The following is an 18,539-nucleotide window of genomic DNA, read 5'->3' as shown; positions in this document are numbered from 1 at the left end:
TCGTGGCAGCCGAATGAAAACGAGGCTCCATGGTAACGCGAAAGCTTCGTAATTTCGTCGCGATTTTCGCCGCGACCGACCCGGCCGGCCCCCACGGGCTTGATCCAGGTCAGCCCCCATGGCCGACCGCGGTTGACGCCCTGCGGGCCAGACGCTTCAATGGCGAGCGAGGAATGCAACGTATTATCATTCGAGATCATAGTCCATCCCAACGCCCACGAGGTTCCCGATGACCCAACCCAGCCGTCTCGCCCTGCCCCTCGCCGCCCTGCTGGCCGGCGCGGCCTTCGCCACCCAGGCCTCGGCCGATGCAGTGAATGTCTACTCGGCCCGCCACTACGACTCGGACCAGGCGCTCTACGACGCCTTCACCGAGGCCACCGGCATCGAGGTCAACGTGCTGGAAGGCGGCTCCGACCAGCTCATCCAGCGCATCAAGCGCGAGGGACAGGCCAGCCCGGCCGACGTGATGCTGACCGTGGACGCCGGTCGGCTCTGGCGCGCCGAGCAGGACGGCATCTTCCAGGGCGTGGAGTCCGAGGTGCTGGCCGAGCGGCTGCCCGCCTCCATGCGCCACCCCGAGGGCAAGTGGTTCGGCTTCAGCCAGCGCGTGCGGGCGATCTTCTACGACCCGCAGGACGTGAGCGCCGACGAGATCGCCAGCTACGAGGACCTGGCCGACCCGCGCTTCGAGGGCCAGGTGTGCATCCGCTCCTCCAACAACATCTACAACCAGTCGCTGCTGGCCTCCATGATCGCCCATCACGGCGAGGAAGGTGCCGAGGAATGGGCCCAGGGCGTGGTGGACAACATGGCCCGCGACCCCGAGGGCGGCGACACCGACCAGATCCTCGGCGTGGCCAGCGGCGAGTGCGACCTGGCCGTGGCCAACCATTACTACTACGTACGCCTGCTGACCTCCGACAACGAGGCCGATCGCGAGGCCGCCGAGCGCGTCCAGATCCTCTTCCCCAACCAGGACGGCCGCGGCGCCCACGTCAACGTCGGCGGCGCCGGCGTGGTCCAGGGCGCCCCGAACCCCGAGAACGCCGTGCGCTTCCTGGAGTTCCTGTCCTCCGACGAGGCCCAGGCGATCTTCGCCTCCGGCAACCACGAGTTCCCGGTGGTGGACGGCGTGGAGGTCGACGCGGTGCTGGCCGACTGGGGCGACTTCAAGCGCGACGACCTGAACGTCAGCGTGCTGGGCGAGAACAATCCCCAGGCGGTGCGGATCTTCGATCGCGTCGGCTGGCGGTAAGACACCTCATGGCGGGAGGTGGGCCCTCGCAGCCCTCGTAGGGGGGTAAGCGCCAGCGCACCCACCACGCTGCAGGCTTCGCCCCCCGTCATGCGGCGATAGCAAGAGGCCCGCGGCAGTGCCGCGGGCCTCTTGTTTTCATTCCTGGGGTGCCGACTAGCTGTGTAAACCCACCAGGTTGTTCACGGAAAGGCCTAACCGGTGAACCGGAGAGCAGTAATCCAAACTGGCATGCGGCCGATGCCAGTTGTACTGGTGCAGCCAGGCCGGCAGATGTTGCCGGCGCTGCTCCGAGCTCTCGTAGGACCGCGCATAGGCCCATTCGCGAAGGGCGGTTTGAATAAACCGCTCTGCCTTGCCATTGGTGCGTGGGGTATAAGGGCGAGTGCGCTTGTGCGTTAGCCCCAGGCGCCGGCACAGGCGCTGGAATGCCTTGGATTTGTAACAGGCGCCGTTGTCGGTCAGGACACGGGCGAAGCGAACCCCGAGCCGCCGGTAATAACGCATCGCGTCCAGCAGCGCGTAACACGCGCTCCAACCGGTTTCATTGGGATAGAGGGTGCCGAAGGCCACCCGTGAGTGATCGTCGATAGCGATATGGACATACTCCCACCCCGCGCCGGGCGTGTTCTGCTGGCGATCGCCCGTCACCCGATGGCCCGGGCGTTCGAAACGTCCCAACTTCTTGATATCCAAGTGCAGGAGATCCCCTGGCGCGTCATGTTCATAGCGGTTATCAGGCCTTGCCGGTGACAGCAAGGCCAGCCGGTTCAGCCCCTTGCGCTTGAGGATCCGCGCCACCGTGCTCTGCCCGATGCCCAGCGCCCGGGCGATCTGGCGATAGGTCTGACGCTGCTGACGACGTTCGATGACCTGCTCCACGGTGGCGGCATCGGTGGCACAAGGGCTCCGCCCCGGGCGCGACGAGCGGTCTTGAAGCCCCGGGAGGCCTTCTTCGCGGAACCGGCGGACCCACTTGTAGACCGTTCTCACACTGACGCCCTGAGCTTGAGCCACTTCCCTTGGCCGTATCCCTTCATCGATGACACGACGTGCCAGCAGGGCTCGACCATGTGGGGTAAGACGGGCATTCTGGTGAGTGTTCATCCGGACCTCCTGGAGCGATTGGTTGGTTCGCATCTCCAGTCTTCCGGGTAGGTTCCGGATGAACAACCTACCGAGAGATCACAACTAGCGCGGGATCATCAGCACCACGCCGGATACCAGGGCGAACATCAGGACTCCCTGACGCAGCCGACGGGCATCGAGGCGCTGGTGCATCACCCGGCTGGCGACGCTGCCCAGGAGCAGCGGCACCAGCAGATAGAGCGACCACATCAGCTGGTCCGGCTGGACCTTGCCCGCCGCGGCCAGGATGGCCAGCGAGACCAGCTCCCCCACCAGGAAACAGCAGGCGATGGTCGAGCGCAGCTCCGGCCCGGGGCGGTGCTGGTAGAGCAGCGCCAGCGGCGGGCCACCGACGCCGGTGGCGGTCTCGGTCACTCCGGTGACCAGCCCCACCGAGGCACAGGCCCCGGCCCGGGGACGAAAGACCGGGGCGAACAGCGCGGCGAGTACGGCGATCACCGTGGAAGCACCGATCAGCTGATTGAGGCCGTTGGTGCTCATGATCAGCAGGATCCCCAGCCCCACGAAGGTTCCCGGCAGGCGCCCCACCCCGATCCAGGCCGTACCCCGCCAGTCGATGGCCTCACGCTCGCGCAGCGCCACGTAGAGGTTGAGTGGCAGCATCAGCACCAGCAGGGCGACCGGCAGCAGGTCGGGACGCAGGAAGCCCATCACCGGGGCGACGATCAGCGCGAAGCCGATGCCGATCGCCCCCTGCATGAAGGCGGCGATGCCGGTGGACACGGCCAGGGTGGCGAAGACGACGAGCTCACTCATGGGACGTCCGCCCCTCCGGGGGCCGCCGTGATTCCATGAGGCGGGCACGATGCGCCTCGGACGTCGGATGCACCCGCTGGATCGGCGCACGCTCCACCGCGGCACCGGCCGCTTCCCGCACCTCGCGCAGCAGCGCCCGGGCGTCCCAGTCCACCGGCCAGCCCTGCCACAGGCGCAGCCGGCCGTTGGTGAAGACGGCATCGATCTGGTCGCGGTTGGCGTAACGCACCAGCTCCCAGGGCCGGTCCCAGGACGGCGTCATCTCCGGGACGTCGAGATCCACCAGCAGGAAGTCGGCGGCCAGGCCCGGGGCGATGGCGCCGGTCACGCCCGAAAGGCCCGTGGCCTCGGCGCCGGCGCGGGTGGCGTGGTCGAGCCACAGCCAGCCGCCGCCGCAGGACGAGTCCCCGCTGGCCAGCCCGAAGGCCAGGCGCTGGCTGGTCTCGGCCGCATCCAGCAGGCGGAAGGCGTCACTGCGCGTGCCATCGGAGCCCAGCCCGAAACGGATGCCCTGAGCCGCCATCTGCAGGGCCGGGGCCACGGCGTTGCCCTTCCAGGTGCTGGCCACGGGATTGAAGGCCACCGCGGTGCCGGTGTCGCGCAGCAGGTTGAGCTCCCCCGGGGTCACCAGGGTGGCATGGGCGACCAGCGTCTGGGGGCCCAGGGCCCCCACGGCATGCAGGTGCTCCAGCGGGCGTTGCCCCCGGGCCACCAGGGAGCGCTCGACGGCCTGCAGGTGCTCGTTGACGTGAGTCTGGAAGATGACCCCACCCTCGGCGCAGAGCGCCGCGGCGTCGCGCAGCATGGCGTCGCTGGCCACCTCGGGGATCGACACCGCCAGCGAGGGATGCACCAGCGAATGCCCCGACCAGTCCGCCAGGTGGCGCTCGGCGGCGCGGCGGATCGCCCCGCCGTCCGGGCGATCACCGCCCAGGTCGTTGCAGATGAAGCCCAGCACGCAGCGCAGGCCGGTCTCCTCGGCGGCACCGGCGATGCCGGCGAGCTCCGCCGAGGCTCGGGTCCCGGCATCCACCGCGGTGGTGAAGCCGCCGCGCAGCGCCTCCAGGGCGGCGAGCTTGGTCGAGAGATGCAGCAGCCGTTCGTCCAGGCTGCCCTCCAACGGCACCCAGATGCGCTTGAAGATCTCCGAGGGCTCGCCGAACACCAGCGACTTGCCGAGGGACTGGGTCAGATGGTGATGGGCGTCGATGAAGCCCGGCATCAGCAGCTTGCCGGGAAGCTCGAGGGGAATGAGCCGGGGATGACGGGCGAGCAGCTCCCGGCGGTCGCCGACCTCGGCGAAGCGCCCCTCGGCCACCAGCACCGCCTGGTCGCGGACGCAGCCATCGTGAACCAGCACCTCCTCGGGCAGCAGCAGGAGCGTCTCGTCGGCGAAGGCCGCCGGGCTGAGGGCCGGCGACGCGCCGGCGCGGGTCCGTGATGAAGACATCATACGATTACTTACCCTTGATCTCTTGACTGGGGAGTTCGGCGCCCTGGGGCGAGGGGGCATCCGCGCGGCGACCGAGATGATGGAAGAGGAGGTTGACGATCACCGCGGTCAGGGTGCCCATCGCCAGGCCATTGCCCAGGATGATCTGCAGGTGCTCGGGGAAGGTGCTGTAGAAGCCGGGCACCAGGATGGGCAGCAGGCCCATGGCCAGCGCGGAGGCCAGGGTGAACATGTTGCCGTGCTCGTTGAGGTCGACCCGGCGCAGGATGTTGACGCCCATCACCCCGATGATGGCGAAGACGATCACCGCGGTCCCAGCCACCACGGCGGTGGGCAGCAGCGATGCCAGCCGGCCGAGCGGGGCGAACAGGCCGAGCAGCACCAGGATCAGGCCAGCGGCGACGGTGACGTAGCGCGAACGCACCCCGGTGGCGCGGACGATGCCGATGTTCTCGCCGCTGGTGATGATCAGCGAGGTGCCGAAGCAGCCGCCGATCAGCGAGCCCAGGGCGTCGGCGCGGATGTTGCGCGGCACCAGGGCGCGCGAGTCGCCGCTCTTCTCGACGATCTCGGCGGTGGCCATGGTCTGGCCGGTGGCCTCGGTCATCGACACCACGCTGAAGATGATCAACGGCAGGGAGGCGAAGAGATCGAACTTGGGCATGCCGAAGGGGAACAGCGACGGGAAGGCCACCACCGGGCCGGAGAGCACGCCGTCGAACTCCATGATGCCGAACACGGCGCTGAGCGCGGCGCCGGTGAGCAGCCCCAGCATCACCGCGATGCGCTGGAGCATGCCGGAGAAGACCCGGGCACAGAGGACGATGGCGGCCATGGTGCCCAGTGCCAGGGCGATGGCCGGCAGGTTGGCGAACTCCGGCGTGCCTTGCTGGCCGGTGATCAGGCCACCGAAGATGCGCACCAGGTTGATGGCCACCAGCAGCAGCATGGTGCCGATCACGATGGGCGGAAAGAACTTCAGCACCCGGGTGAAGAACGGCAACGCCAGGAAGTAGAAGAGCCCGGTAAGGATCACCGCGCCGGTGGCCGTCTGCAGGTCGGTGGCCTGGGCGATGGTCAGGAAGATCACCAGGGGCGCGCCCCCCGGGACCTGAACGAAGGGCAGACGGGCGCCGATGCCGAAGGGGCCGAAGGACTGCAGCAGGGTACCCAGGCCGCAGACCAGGAAGGTGGCGCTCATCAGGGCGACCATGACGTCATTGCCGAAGCCCATCGCCTGGCCGACCAGGAAGACGGCGGTGATCGGTGCGGCGGCCATCACCAGCACATGCTGCACGCCATACAGCAGCATGGAGGGTAGCGGCAGTTTCTGGTCGACCGGTTCGACCCGTGGGTCGCGTGAGCCGACCGGCTCGTGGGGATTGCTCATGGTGGGGAGCCTCGCTTGTTGTTGTGGAGGTGCTTTCAAGCTAGCGGCGCCCAACCGTACTGGTCCATAATAATGTTTCGCTCATTTTGTTGCCTAAAAGGCAACGATCATCCCGCGGGAGACGGCCATGCACTTACTGCTCACGGGCTTGCGCTACTTCGAGGAGGTCGCCCGTCAGGGCTCGCTACGCAAGGCGGCGGATCGGCTGCATGTCGCCGCCTCGGCGGTGAACCGGCAGATCCTCAAGCTGGAGGACGAGCTGGGCGTGCCGCTGTTCGAACGGCTGCCGCGCGGCCTGCGGCTCTCGCCGGCAGGCGAGCTGATGCTGTCCCAGATCCGCCAGTGGCAGCGTGACGAGCGCCATCTGCTCGAGACCCTCGGCGAGATCCGCGGCACCGGCTGCGCCGAGGTGCGCATCGCCACCGTCGAGTCGCTGACCGATGAGGTCCTGCCCCGGCTGCTGAGCCGCTTCGGCGAGCGCTTTCCCCGTGTGCGCTTCGCGCTGCGCACCGGCCTGACCGAGGTCATCCTCGAGGAGGTCGCCACCGGCGAGGCCGACATCGGCATCTGCATGAACCCGCACCCGACGCCCCGGATCCGCTTCATCGAGTCGGTGGAGCTGGGCTTCGGGGCGGTCGTCGCCCCCTCCCACCCCCTGGCCGAGCGGCCGGAGGTCACCCTGGACGACTGCCGCGACTATCCGGCGATCCTCCCGGATGCCGAGATGTTCCGCGGCTCGACCCTGGAGCGGGTGCTGGCCCAGTCCGATATCGAGCTCTCCCCGCTGGCCGGCTGCAACCGGATCCTGGCGATCAAGTCGCTGGCACGGGCGGGGCTGGGCGTGGCCTTCCTCAACGAGCTCGACGTCGCCCGGGAGCTGGCGCATGGCGAGCTGGTCTTCAAGCCGTTGCGGGATCCGCGCATCGACGGCGCGCGGCTGGTGCTGGGCGGCGCCGCGGGGCGCACCCTGCCGTTGGCGGTGGAGGTGCTGGTGGAGGAACTGAGCGTGGCGATCCGGGCCCTGGCGCCCCGGGGATAGGGGAGGGGCTTCGCCGATCACCGTGACAGGGTGATGTGGTGGGAGCCGACACCACCTCGCGCTCTGAAGACCGCTCCCACGCCCCGGAGCGGCCCCCTGGTCAGGCAGAGGGACAAGCGTAAGCGCATCCGCCCTGCCCCGGGCTGGGACCGCTTTTCGCGGATTGGCAAGGACCCTGACCAAGGCCCGCGGCCGCGCCGCGGGCCTCGTCGTGCCGGGGCCGGGTCAGTGGGCCTCGTCCCAGTTGGCGCCGCTCTCGGCCTCGACGATCAGCGCCACGCCGAGGTCGGCGGCGGCCTGCATGCGCTTCTTGACCTCGGGGATGAAGACCTCGACCGCGTCCTCGGCGACCTCGAAGACCAGCTCGTCGTGGACCTGCATGACCATCATGGCGTCGATGTCGCCCCCGGCCAGCCAGGCGTCGACGTCGATCATGGCGCGCTTGATGATGTCCGCCGCGGTGCCCTGCATGGGCGCGTTGATGGCGGTACGCTCGGCGCCCTGGCGGCGGGCGCGATTCTGGGAGCGAATCTCGGGCAGGTAGAGGCGCCGGCCGAAGACGGTCTCGACGAAGCCGTCCTCCGCAGCCTGTGAACGAATCCGCTCCATGTAGCGGGCCACGCCGGGATAGCGGTCGAAGTAGCGATCGATGTAGGTCTGGGCCTGGTTACGCTCCAGGTGCAACTGGCGAGACAGGCCCCAGGCGCTCATGCCGTAGATCAGCCCGAAGTTGATCGCCTTGGCGCTGCGGCGCTGCTCCCCGCTGACCTTGTCCAGCGCCACGCCGAAGACCTCGGCGGCGGTGGCGGCGTGGATGTCGCGGTCCGCGGCGAAGGCGTCCAGCAGCCCCTTGTCGCCGGAGAGGTGCGCCATGATGCGCAGCTCGATCTGCGAGTAGTCGGCGGCGACGATGCGATAGCCCGGCCGGGCGACGAAGGCCTGCCGGATGCGCCGTCCCTCCTCGGTGCGGATGGGGATGTTCTGCAGGTTGGGATCGGAGGACGACAGCCGGCCGGTGGCGGTCACCGCCTGGTGGTAGCTGGTGTGCAGCCGCCCGGTGGCCTTGTTGACCAGCTTGGGCAGCTTGTCGGTGTAGGTGGAGCGCAGCTTGGAGAGGCCGCGGTGCTCCATGATCACCTTGGGCAGCGGATAGTCCAGCGCCAGCTCCTCGAGCACCGCCTCGGCGGTGGAGGGCGCGCCCTTGGGGGTCTTCTTGATCACCGGGATCTTCTGTTCCTCGAAGAGGATCTGGCCGAGCTGCTTGGGCGAGCCCAGGTTGAACTCCCGGCCGGCGAGCTCGTGGGCCTGGGCCTCGAGCTCGCCGATGCGCTGGCCCAGCTCCCGGCTCTGGGCATGCAGGCGCTCGACATCGATGGCCACCCCGCCGCGCTCCATGCGCGACAGCACCCGGATCAGCGGCAGCTCGAGCTCGTCGAGCACCGACGCCAGGCGCCCTTCGGCCTCGACCCGCGGGCGCAGTTCCTGGTGCAGGCGCAGGGTCACGTCCACGTCCTCGCAGGCGTAGGGGGCGGCCTGCTCCAGGGCGACCTGGTTGAAGGTCAGCTGCTTGGCGCCCTTGCCGGCGATGTCCTCGAAGCTCACCGTCTTCTCGCCCAGGTACTTCAGCGCCAGCGAGTCCATGTCGTGGCGGGTGGCGGTGGAGTCGAGCACGTAGGACTCGAGCATGGTGTCCTGGAGGGGCCCGGCGACCTCGATGCCGTGGCGGGCGAGCACCGAGATGTCGTACTTGAGGTTCTGGCCGAGCTTGGTCTTGCCGGCGTCCGCCCACAGCGGGGTCAGCGCCTCGAGCACGGCCCGGCGATCGAGCTGGGCCGGGGCGTCCAGGTACTGGGGGGCCAGGGGAACGTAGGCGGCCTCCCCCGGCTCGAGCGCCAGCCCCACGCCGACGATCTCGGCCTCCATGTAGTCGAGGCTGGTGGTCTCCAGGTCGAAGCAGAAGGCCTCGGCGTCCCGCAGGCGGGCCAGCCAGGCGTCCAGCTCGGCCTGCTCGAGGATGACGCTGTCCTGGCGCCCGCCACCGCCGCGCTCCCCGCCTTCCCCGCCGTCGGCGTCCTTGGCCGGCGCGCCGCGGGCGACGTCGTCGACGCCCTCGTCCCGGCCCTCCAGCAGCTCGGCCAGCCAGGCCTTGAACTCCAGGCGACGATAGAGCTCGAGCAGCGCCTCGCGGTCGGGGTGGGCGATGTCCAGGTCGTCCAGGCCCACCGGCAGGTCGCAGTCGGTCTTGATGGTGGCCAGCCGGTAGGAGAGGAAGGCCTGGTCGCGGTGCTCCTCGAGCTTCCTGGGCAGCGTCTTGGCGCCGCGGAAGCCCAGGGTCTTGACCCTCTCCAGGTCCGCATAGACCTCCTCCAGGCCGCCATCCATGCCCTGCAGCAGCCCCAGGGCGGTCTTCTCGCCGACCCCGGGGACGCCGGGGATGTTGTCCACCTTGTCGCCCATCAGCGCCAGGAAGTCGATGATCCGCTCTGGCGGCAGGCCGAACTTCTCCTTCACCCCGTCCACGTCCAGGGTCTCGTCCTTCATGGTGTTGACCAGGGTGATGTGGGCGTTGACCAGCTGGGCCATGTCCTTGTCGCCGGTGGAGATCACCGCGTCCCGGCCGGCCTCGGTGGCGCGGCGCGCCAGGGTGCCGATGACGTCGTCGGCCTCCACCCCCTCGATGCACAGCAGCGGCAGCCCGAGCGCCTTCACGCAATCGTGGAGCGGCTCCACCTGGGCGCGCAGGTCGTCCGGCATCGGCGGCCGGTGCGCCTTGTACTCCTCGAACAGCTCGTCGCGGAAGGTCTTGCCCGGGGCGTCGAAGACCACCGCCATGGGGCTGTCGGGGTAGTCCTTGATCAACCGCTTGAGCATGTTGAGCACCCCCTTGATCGCCCCGGTGGGCTGGCCGTCCGAGGTGGTCAGCGGCGGCAGGGCATGGAAGGCGCGGTACAGGTAGGAGGAACCGTCGACGAGTACGATGGGGGTATCGGCCATGAATCGGCATCCCTTGCAGGCTGGGCGAATGGTGAGTGACGAGGGGGCTGACGGGCGTCCCGAGCGCAGTCCTGTGCCAGCCCCCCGTGACGGGTCAGGGACCCTGATCCTGGTCATCCATGATACGCATTGCCGGAGGCCTTTGCCGCGCCGAGGTGGGCCTGGCCTCCGCGAGGGCATACACTGGGGGCAGTTCCCTGGTCCGGAGGCCGTCATGAAGCTCATCCCCCGCCTGTTCACCGGCCTGCTGCTGGGTGCCGGCCTGGCCGCCGCGACGCTGCCGGCACTGGCCCAGTCCGGCGACATCCAGCCCGACATCACCATCCGCCAGGAGGAGGAGCGCACCATCCGCGAATACCGGGTCAACGGCGTGCTCTACGCCATCGAGATCCAGCCCGCCGCGGGACCCGCCTACTACCTGGTCGACCACGACGGCGACGGCGACTTCACCCGCCACGAGAGCGAACGCATCGCCGTGCCCGAGTGGGTCATCAAGCGCTTCTGACCCCAGACCGTCAACGCAGCCGCCGTAGAGTCGGCGAGGGGCTCCGGGGACAGGCCGAAGAGAAGGTCCTACGCCAGGGGAGAGGAGTACTGCTCCGAACGGGATGGCCAGGGATGGCCAGCACCGGCCCTGCAAGCGGCGCAGGATGCGAGAGCGCCGCAGGGCGTCGGTAGCGCCCAGGGAGGGGTTCACAGCGCCTTCTCGATGGTCCGGCACTCCGGGGCCTGTCCACGGAACAGCCCCAACCGACACGACGTATTGCGAAAGCCTTCCGGGGCGCGGTAACCGGTTCGTGCATCGCGCCGCCGAGCCGCTACAATAGGCGGCTTCGCATACCCGGGCGAGAGACACATGGCTGTATTCACACCGCTGACCGATTCCCAGGTCGAGGCGTTCCTGAGCCGCTTCGATGCCGGCTCCCTGGTGGCCTGCGAGGGCGTGCCCGCCGGCACCGAGAACAGCACCTTCTTCGTCACCACCGACCGCCGCTCGCTGGTGCTGACCCTGTTCGAGCAGGGCGAGCACGAGGAACTGCCGTTCTTCGTCGACCTGCTGGACTACCTGGACGAGCACCGGCTGCCGGTGCCGGGGCCGCTCCACGACCGCGACGGCATCGCCCTGCACAGCCTCGCCGGCAAGCCGGCGCTGCTCTTCCCGCGCCTGCCGGGCAAGCACCCCAAGGCGCCGAACCTGGCCCAGTGCCGGGCGCTGGGCGATGCCCTGGGCCGCATGCACAAGGTCTCCCGGCGCTTCCCCGGGCACCGACCCAACCCCCGCGACCTGCACTGGCTGCTGCCCATGCACCACAAGGTCCTGGTCTACCTGTCGCCCGAGGACCAGGCACTGATGAAGGACGAGGTGGAGATCTACCAGGGCTTCTTCGCCGGCGGGCCCGAGCTGCCCCAGGGCGCCATCCACGGCGACCTCTTCCGCGACAACACCCTCTTCGAGGGCGATGAGCTGGGCGGCATCATCGACTTCTACAACGGCTGCACCGGCGACCTGCTGTTCGACCTGGCCATCGTCATCAACGACTGGGCCACCGGCCCGGACGGCCGGCTCGCCCCGGACCGCTACGAGGCGCTGCTCGCCGCCTACCAGGCCCGGCGCCCGCTGGAGCCGGCCGAACGCGAGGCCTGGCCGATGATGCTGCGCATGACGGCGCTGCGCTACTGGCTGTCACGGCTGCTGGTGGTCTACGTGGACCCGCCGGCCCACGACCTCACGCCCCACGATCCGGAGGCCTTCCGCACCGTGCTCAAGCGGCGCATCGAGGAAGGCGCCCTGCCGCTGCCCGAGGCCCGGCCATGAGCCTGGCGATGGGCAGCGTCGCCGGGCCCGCCCACCGGGCCCGGCACACCTGGAACATCGACCAGTGGGGCAGCGGCTACTTCGACGTGGCCGACGACGGCCAGGCGCTGGTGCGCCCCCGGGGCGGCGAGGACGACGGCCCCGCCCTGCCGCTGGCCCCCCTGGTCGCCCGGCTTCGCGAGGCCGGCCTGCGGCTGCCGGTGCTGATCCGCTTCACCGACATCCTCCACGACCGGGTCGAGCAGCTCTGTGCCGCCTTCGACGGCGCCATGGACGAGGAAGGCTTCGGCGGCGGCTACACCGCCGTCTACCCCATCAAGGTCAACCAGCAGCGCCGCGTGGTGGAGGAGATCCTCGCCACCCAGGAGCGCGGCCGCGGCCGGGTCGGCCTGGAGGCCGGCAGCAAGCCCGAGCTGCTCGCCGTGCTAGCGCTCTCCGGCGACGGCCCCTCGCTGATCGTTTGCAACGGCTACAAGGATCGCGAGTACATCCGCCTGGCGCTGATGGGCGAGAAGCTCGGCCACCGCGTCTACCTGGTGGTGGAGAAGCTCTCGGAGCTGCCGCTGATCCTCGAGGAGGCCGAGCGCCTCGGCGTCCGGCCGCGCATCGGCCTGCGCGCCCGGCTGGCCTCGGTGGGCAAGGGCAAGTGGCAGAACACCGGCGGCGAGAAGTCCAAGTTCGGCCTCACCGCCGGCCAGATCCAGGCCACGGTGGCCCGCCTGCGCGAGGCCAATGCCCTGGCCAGCCTGCAGCTGGTGCACTTCCACCTGGGCTCGCAGATCGCCAATATCCGCGATATCCAGCGCGGCCTGCGCGAGTGCGCCCGCTTCTACCAGAGCCTGGTGGCGCTGGGCGCCCCGGTGGACACCGTGGACGTGGGCGGGGGCCTCGGCATCGACTACGAGGGCACGCGCTCGCGCAGCTTCTGCTCGATCAACTACTCGATGCGCGAGTACGCCCGCAACGTGGTGGCGGCCTTCGCCCAGGTCTGCGAGGCGGAGGGCCTGCCCCACCCCCACCTGATCAGCGAGTCGGGGCGTGCGCTGACCGCCCACCATGCGGTGCTGATCACCAACGTGATCGGCGAGGAGCGCCCCGACCTCCAGGCGCCGCCGGCCCGGGTCGAGGGCGATCCCCAGGTGACCGAGCTGTGGCGGGTCCACGACGAGCTCCAGGCCATGCACGAGCCCCGCGGCCTGGTCGAGGCCTGGCACGACCTGGTCCAGGCCATCGGCGAGCTGCAGGACCGCTTCGTGATGGGCCTGGCCGGCCTGGACGCCCGGGCCGAGGGCGAGGGCGTCTACGTCGCCGCCTGCGCCCGGCTGCGCGAGCGCCTCGACCCCCGCAACCGCGCCCACCGGGAGATTCACGACGAACTCGCCGAGAAGCTCGCCGACAAGCTGTTCGTCAACTTCTCGCTGTTCCAGTCGGTGCCCGACGTCTGGGGCATCGACCAGATCTTCCCGGTGCTGCCGCTGTCCGGCCTGGACCGGCCGCCCACCCGGCGGGGCGTGATCCAGGACATCACCTGCGACAGCGACGGACGCATCGACGGCTACGTGGACGGCGAGGGCGTCGAGACCACCCTGCCGCTGCCCGAGTGGGACGCGGACGAGGAGCGGCTGCTGGGCTTCTTCCTGGTGGGCGCCTACCAGGAGATCCTCGGCGACCTGCACAACCTCTTCGGCGACACCGACTCGGTGGACGCCGCCCTGGACGCGGACGGCGACTGGCGCTTCGACCACGTGCGCCGCGGCGACCGGGTGGCCGACGTGCTCGGCTACGTGGACTTCGATGCCGGGGTGCTGCGCGACCGCCTCGCCGACCAGCTCGCCGCCAGCGGCCTCGACGACGAGGACCAGCGGCGCTTCCTGGACGACCTCTCCGAGGGCCTGGAAGGCTACACCTACCTGGAATGAGCCCGCCCCCCGGACGCGACAGGGCCCCTGCCGGCATCGCCGGCAGGGGCCCTGTCGTTGGCGGCCCGGAAGACGGGCCTTGGCTAGTCGACCACCCGGGTGACCACCTCCAGTCCCCCGGTCAGCGCCAGGTGCAGCTCGGCGCCCCGGGGCAGCGGGCCCACCCCGGCCGGGGTGCCGGTGAGCACCACGTCGCCCGGCTCCAGGGTGAAATGGCGAGTCATCTCCGCCACCAGCTCGGGGACCGGGAAGAGCATGTCGCTGCCATGGCCGTGCTGGCGTTCCTCGCCGTCCACCTCCAGGGTGAAGGCCAGGGCGCTCCAGTTGGGCACCTCGCCGAGCGGCAGGAAGTCCGACAGCGGGCAGGCTCCGTCGAAGGCCTTGGCCACCTCCCAGGGCTGCCCCTTGGCCTTGAGCTGGCTCTGGACATCGCGCAACGTCAGGTCCAGCGCCAGACCGATGCCGACGATGCCGCGCTCGGCCTCGGCGGCGGTGGCGTCGGTCAGGGACTCGCCGATCAGCAGGGCCATCTCGGTCTCGTAATGCACCTCGCCCCGTTCCAGGGGCAAGGCGATGGGCGCCTCCAGGCGCACGGCGCTGGTGGCCGGCTTGATGAACAGCAGCGGCTCGCTGGGCACCGGGTTGTCGAGCTCCCGGGCGTGCTCGGCGTAGTTGCGGCCGACGCAGACGATCTTGCCCAGCGGCTGCGGAAAGTCCCGGCCATCGGTGAAACGGGGAACGAAGCGCATGACGACGCGACTCCTTGTGCGGATGGACCCCGAAGGGGCGTTTCCCCGTCAGTCTACTCCCCGAGCCGGGCCCGCGTCAGGCGTCCGGCGACCATGCCTCGTCGGGGTCGTGGGCCAGGAAGCGTGGACGCCGCTTGGCGGCGGCGAAGGGCTCGACGCAGCGGTTGTCGCGACGGTTGTAGACGAAGAAGACGTTGCTGCGCGGGTCCGGCGACATGTTGGCGTTGGAGCCGTGCAGGGTGTTGCAGTCGAACAGCAGCAGGCCCCCGGCGGCCCCGGTGGGCGCCTCGATGCCGTGGCGGTCGATCATGCGGCGCAGCGCCTCGCGGCTCGGCACGCCGAACTCCTGGGTCTTGAGCGACTGCTTGTGGTGGTCCTCCGGCGTCTCGCCCAAGCAGGGCACGAACACCTTGTGGGAGCCCGGCACCAGCATCAGCGGACCGTTGAAGGTGTGGTTGTCGGTCAGCACGATGGAGGCGCTCACCGCGTGCATGGCCGGCATGCCGTCCTCGGCGTGCCAGGTCTCGAAGTCCGAGTGCCAGTTGAAGCCCTTGCCCTCGAAGCCGGGCTTGTAGTTGATCCGCGACTGATGGACGTAGGGCTCGCCGCCGAGGATCTGGCGGGCCCGGCCCACCAGGCGCTCGTCGTTGGCCAGGCGGCCGAAGAGTCGCGACAGGAAGTGCACCGCGAACAGCGAGCGGATCTCGTTGCCCTGGGGCTCGGTGATGCTGAAGTCGCGGCCGCGGTAGTCGTCGTGCTCCAGCAGGCGCTTGAGCTCCCGACGCAGCTCGTCGAGCTCGTCGCCCCTCAGGAAGTCCGGCTCGAAGAGGAAGCCCTGGCGCTCGAACGCATCGAGCTGCGCCGGGGTGAGCGGGCCCTCGCGGTCTCGCCCCTTGACGACGGCCTCCTGGCGGTTGAGCCACGGCAGGTCGAGGGGCTCGGCGAGGCGGGTCGGATAGGGATCCTCCCCGGGCAGCGGGGCGCTGCGCACCCGGCTTTCGGGATCGGGAGAATCCACGACGGTGAACTGGGTCGCCTGTTCCAGCGGTCGGTTGGACGATGTCTGCACTGACATCCACTACCTCCTGTACGGTCGGAATGGGTTCAGATTCGATCTCGTGACCGACGGCGGTCAGCCGCGCGGCGGGGTCCGTTGCGGACCTGCGCCGGAGAGATGGTGACACCTCCCGGGGTTTTCAAGGCCCCGGGATCCCCGCATCCCGCCGGGTCCGCCGGCTAGGGGGAGGAGGGCGTCGATGCCAACGCCGAGCCGGCCCGGCGAGCCGGGCGGCGTGCGAAGCGGGTCACTCGATAGGGGCCGAGCTCCAGGGCCGGCGTCTCGCCCGCGACCCGGGCGGCGACCAGTTCGGCGGTGATTGCCGCCTGGGTCAGGCCCAGGTGCTGGTGGCCGAAGGCGAAGTGCACCGCCGGATAGGCCGGATGGGTGTCGATGACCGGCAGGGAATCCGGCAGGGTCGGCCGGAAGCCCATCCATGCCTCGGCACTCTCGTCGAGGCCGCGGTCATCCGCCAGCAAGGCACCGGCGTGATGGCGCAGCGAGTCGTAGCGACGCGCCACCGGCGGCAGCGAGAGTCCGCCGAGCTCGGTGAAGCCGACCACCCGCAGGCCGCAGTCCATCGGCGTCATCACGAAGCGGCGCTCCGCCGAGCCCACCGGCTGGCGCAGGGCCTGACCGCGCCCGGGCAGGGTCAGGTGATAGCCGCGCTCGGTCTCCAGGGGGATCGACAGGCCGACGCCGGCGGCCAGCCGGTGGCTCCAGGCGCCGGCCGCGACGACCGCCTGGGCCATGTCCAGCTCGCCCTGGTCGGTGTGCAGCCGGACGCCCGCGTCGCGGGGCTCGAGGCGCTCGACACTGGCCTGGCGGATCTCCCCGCCCCGGGCCCGGTAGGCGTCCGCCAGGCGTCGCACCAGGGCGTAGGGGTCCCGTACCTGGTGGGCGCCGGGGAAGAAGAGGCCATGGCTGAGCTCGCCGGATAGGCCCGGCTCCCGGGCACGCAGCGCCTCGCCCTCGAGCCATTCCACCTCGTGCCCCCAGCGGCGCAGGTGCGCCATCCGGGCTCCGGCGGCCTCCCGCCCCTTCGGGGATTCCCAGACCAGCAGATACCCCGAGGCCACCAGCTCCTCCTCGGCGCCGATGTCGGCCAGGCAGCGCCGCCAGGCCGGAACCGAGGCCGCGTTGAGGGCCGCCAGGGCCCCGCGCCCGCGGCGTACCCGGGGTGGCATCGCCGCGACGAGGAAGCGCGCCAGCCAGGGGGCCAGCCGCGGCAGGTAGCGCCACGGCAGGGCCAGGGGACCGTGGGGATCGAGCCACAGGCGCGGGGCCTCGCGCAGCATGGCCGGCGTCGACAGCGGGTCGATCAGTTCGGTGGCCAGGAAGCCGGCATTGCCGTAGGAGGCGCCCTCCCCCGGGCCCCGGGGATCGAGCACGGTGACGGCGAGCCCCTGTCGTTGCAGGGCCAGGGCGGTGGTCATGCCGACCACCCCGGCCCCCACTACCGCGACCCGGCCTCGACCGATCGCCTCGCTCATCCTCGTTTCTCCGCCAGGGGAGCGGCCTCGCTGCGTGCTTCCTCGGCCTCGTCGGCTCGCTGGGAGAACCAGCCCAGCTGGGCATAGAGGATGCCGAACAACGGCGACAGCCAGCAGGCGAAGGCCAGCGGGATGTAGAGCAGCGCACTGAAGTCGCCGGCGGTCACGGTCAGGCCCAGGGCGCCGATCACGAAGGCACCGCCGGCGTTCCAGGGCACCAGCGGCGAGACCAGAGTGCCGCCCTCCTCGATGGCCCGGGACAGGTTCAGCCGCGAGTAGCCCACCTGGTCGTAGGCCGGCTTGTACATGCGACCCGGCAGGGCGATGGACAGGTAGACGTCGCCGGAGACCACGTTGGTGGCGATGGAGGTGAGGATGGCGCTGGTCTGCAGGCCGCGGAAGCCCTTGAGACGCTTCATGATGGCGCCGACGATGGCCTCCAGGCAGCGGGTGCGCTCCAGCGCGCCGCCGTAGGCCAGGGCGAACATCATCAGGGTCACCACCCAGGTCATGGAGGTGACGCCGCCGCGGTTGAGCAGGCTGTCCAGGGTGGCGGCCCCGGTCTCGATGGCGAAGCCGCTGTGGGCGAAGGTCAGGGCATCGTGGACGCTCGCGCCCTGGGTCAGGATGGCCACGCCGCCGCCCAGCATCACCCCGATGAACAGGGCCGGGATCGGCGCCACCTTGAAGAAGGCCAGGCCGATGACCACCACCAGCGGCAGCAGCTGCCAGAGGCCCATCGCGAAGCTGTCGGCCAGCCCCTGCTTGATGGTCTCGATGCGCGCCAGGGAGTCGCCCGCCCCGCCCTCGGCGCCGCCCACCACCAGGTACACCGCGAGGGCGATCAGCATGGCGGGAATGGTGGTCGGCAGCATGTAGCGGATGTGATCGAAGATGTTGGTCTCGGTCACCGCCGGCGACAGGTTGGTGGTATCGGAAAGCGGCGAGATCTTGTCGCCGAAGAAGGCGCCGGAGACCACCGCGCCGGCGGTCCAGTAGATGGGCACGCCGAAGGCATCGCCGATGCCGATCAGCGCCAGGCCCACGGTGCCGACGGTGGTCCAGGAGGAGCCGATCGACAGCGAGACCATGGAGCACATCAGCATGGCCGCGGCCAGGAACCAGCCGGGGTCGATCAGCTCGAGCCCCAGGTAGATGAGCATCGGCACGGTGCCGCTGGCGATCCAGGTGCCCACCAGCATGCCGACGATGATCAGGGTGGCGATGGAGGGCATCGCCACGTGCAGCACCTGGAAGGCCCCGCCCTCGATGTCCTTCCAGCGGTAGCCCTGCAGCCACCCCACCAGGGCGGTGATGCCGAAGCCGATGGCCAGCGGGATGTGCGGAGTGAAGTCGTCGTAGTAGAAGATCTGCACGCCCAGCAGGGCGATGGTCAGCACGATGGGAATCAGCGCCAGGGGCAGGCGCGGCAAGGGGATGCTCGGGGTCGTGTAGTCTTTCATCGG

General features: G+C 70.0%; 14 protein-coding genes. 5 read left to right on the top strand and 9 right to left on the bottom strand.

What is annotated here, in order from left to right; translation table 11 throughout:
* The first annotated feature begins 229 nt into the window (after nt 1-229).
* Nucleotides 230-1,258: a Fe(3+) ABC transporter substrate-binding protein gene (locus BEI_RS01375; protein WP_097787823.1), complete on the top strand. Its 1,029-nt coding sequence runs from the start codon at nt 230-232 to the stop codon at nt 1,256-1,258.
* 156 nt (nt 1,259-1,414) lie between these two features.
* Here the strand turns inward: BEI_RS01375 and BEI_RS01370 are convergent, their stop codons facing one another.
* The 4 genes from BEI_RS01370 to BEI_RS01355 form a co-directional block, all read right to left on the bottom strand.
* Nucleotides 1,415-2,365 (bottom strand): IS481 family transposase, encoded by a 951-nt coding sequence (locus tag BEI_RS01370; protein WP_097787822.1) that lies wholly within the window; start codon nt 2,363-2,365, stop codon nt 1,415-1,417.
* Between the two features lie 84 nt (nt 2,366-2,449).
* On the bottom strand, nt 2,450-3,163 hold the full coding sequence (locus BEI_RS01365) for a sulfite exporter TauE/SafE family protein (protein WP_097787821.1): 714 nt from the start codon (nt 3,161-3,163) through the stop codon (nt 2,450-2,452).
* Nucleotides 3,156-4,616, bottom strand: coding sequence for an amidohydrolase family protein (locus tag BEI_RS01360; RefSeq protein ID WP_227644536.1), 1,461 nt, complete (start codon nt 4,614-4,616; stop codon nt 3,156-3,158). The genes BEI_RS01365 and BEI_RS01360 overlap by 8 nt, the downstream gene beginning before the upstream one ends.
* Before the next feature lie 4 nt (nt 4,617-4,620).
* On the bottom strand, nt 4,621-6,006 hold the full coding sequence (locus BEI_RS01355) for a uracil-xanthine permease family protein (RefSeq protein ID WP_097787820.1): 1,386 nt from the start codon (nt 6,004-6,006) through the stop codon (nt 4,621-4,623).
* Between the two features lie 127 nt (nt 6,007-6,133).
* Here BEI_RS01355 and BEI_RS01350 point away from each other — a divergent pair, with 127 nt between their 5' ends.
* Entirely contained in the window at nt 6,134-7,045 is a 912-nt protein-coding gene (locus tag BEI_RS01350; RefSeq protein ID WP_097787819.1) for a LysR family transcriptional regulator, read from the top strand.
* 225 nt (nt 7,046-7,270) lie between these two features.
* On the opposite strand, the gene polA is transcribed toward BEI_RS01350, so the two are convergent.
* A complete protein-coding gene (gene polA, locus BEI_RS01345) occupies nt 7,271-10,039 on the bottom strand; it encodes a DNA polymerase I (protein ID WP_097787818.1) in 2,769 nt (922 codons plus the stop codon).
* A 214-nt stretch (nt 10,040-10,253) separates the two neighbouring features.
* Here polA and BEI_RS01340 point away from each other — a divergent pair, with 214 nt between their 5' ends.
* The 3 genes from BEI_RS01340 (at nt 10,254) to speA (ending at nt 13,774) form a co-directional block, all read left to right on the top strand.
* Nucleotides 10,254-10,544, top strand: coding sequence for a DUF2782 domain-containing protein (locus BEI_RS01340; protein ID WP_097787817.1), 291 nt, complete (start codon nt 10,254-10,256; stop codon nt 10,542-10,544).
* 351 nt (nt 10,545-10,895) lie between these two features.
* Nucleotides 10,896-11,855, top strand: coding sequence for a homoserine kinase (locus BEI_RS01335; protein WP_097787816.1), 960 nt, complete (start codon nt 10,896-10,898; stop codon nt 11,853-11,855).
* Nucleotides 11,852-13,774 carry a biosynthetic arginine decarboxylase gene (speA, locus tag BEI_RS01330; RefSeq protein ID WP_097787815.1) on the top strand — a complete coding sequence of 641 codons (1,923 nt, stop codon included), beginning with the start codon at nt 11,852-11,854 and terminating at the stop codon, nt 13,772-13,774. The genes BEI_RS01335 and speA overlap by 4 nt, the downstream gene beginning before the upstream one ends.
* 83 nt (nt 13,775-13,857) lie before the next feature.
* Here speA and BEI_RS01325 read toward each other — a convergent pair whose 3' ends face one another.
* From BEI_RS01325 to nhaC, 4 genes are all read right to left on the bottom strand, one after another.
* A complete protein-coding gene (locus BEI_RS01325; RefSeq protein ID WP_097787814.1) occupies nt 13,858-14,523 on the bottom strand; it encodes a fumarylacetoacetate hydrolase family protein in 666 nt (221 codons plus the stop codon).
* Nucleotides 14,524-14,599: 76 nt separating this feature from the next.
* Nucleotides 14,600-15,598: an ectoine hydroxylase gene (gene thpD, locus BEI_RS01320; RefSeq protein ID WP_097787813.1), complete on the bottom strand. Its 999-nt coding sequence runs from the start codon at nt 15,596-15,598 to the stop codon at nt 14,600-14,602.
* 161 nt (nt 15,599-15,759) lie between these two features.
* Complete coding sequence (locus BEI_RS01315) at nt 15,760-17,073, bottom strand: NAD(P)/FAD-dependent oxidoreductase (protein WP_097787812.1); 1,314 nt, start codon at nt 17,071-17,073, stop codon at nt 15,760-15,762.
* Nucleotides 17,070-18,536, bottom strand: coding sequence for a Na+/H+ antiporter NhaC (nhaC, locus tag BEI_RS01310; protein ID WP_097787811.1), 1,467 nt, complete (start codon nt 18,534-18,536; stop codon nt 17,070-17,072). Before nhaC ends, BEI_RS01315 begins: the two co-directional genes overlap by 4 nt.
* Nucleotides 18,537-18,539: the final 3 nt, after the last annotated feature.

Origin of the sequence: Halomonas beimenensis, from assembly GCF_002549795.1 — a bacterium.
In the GTDB taxonomy this organism is placed as follows: domain Bacteria; phylum Pseudomonadota; class Gammaproteobacteria; order Pseudomonadales; family Halomonadaceae; genus Halomonas; species Halomonas beimenensis.
Note: the sequence above shows the minus strand (reverse complement) of the source record. Positions and strands in the feature narration are given on the sequence as shown.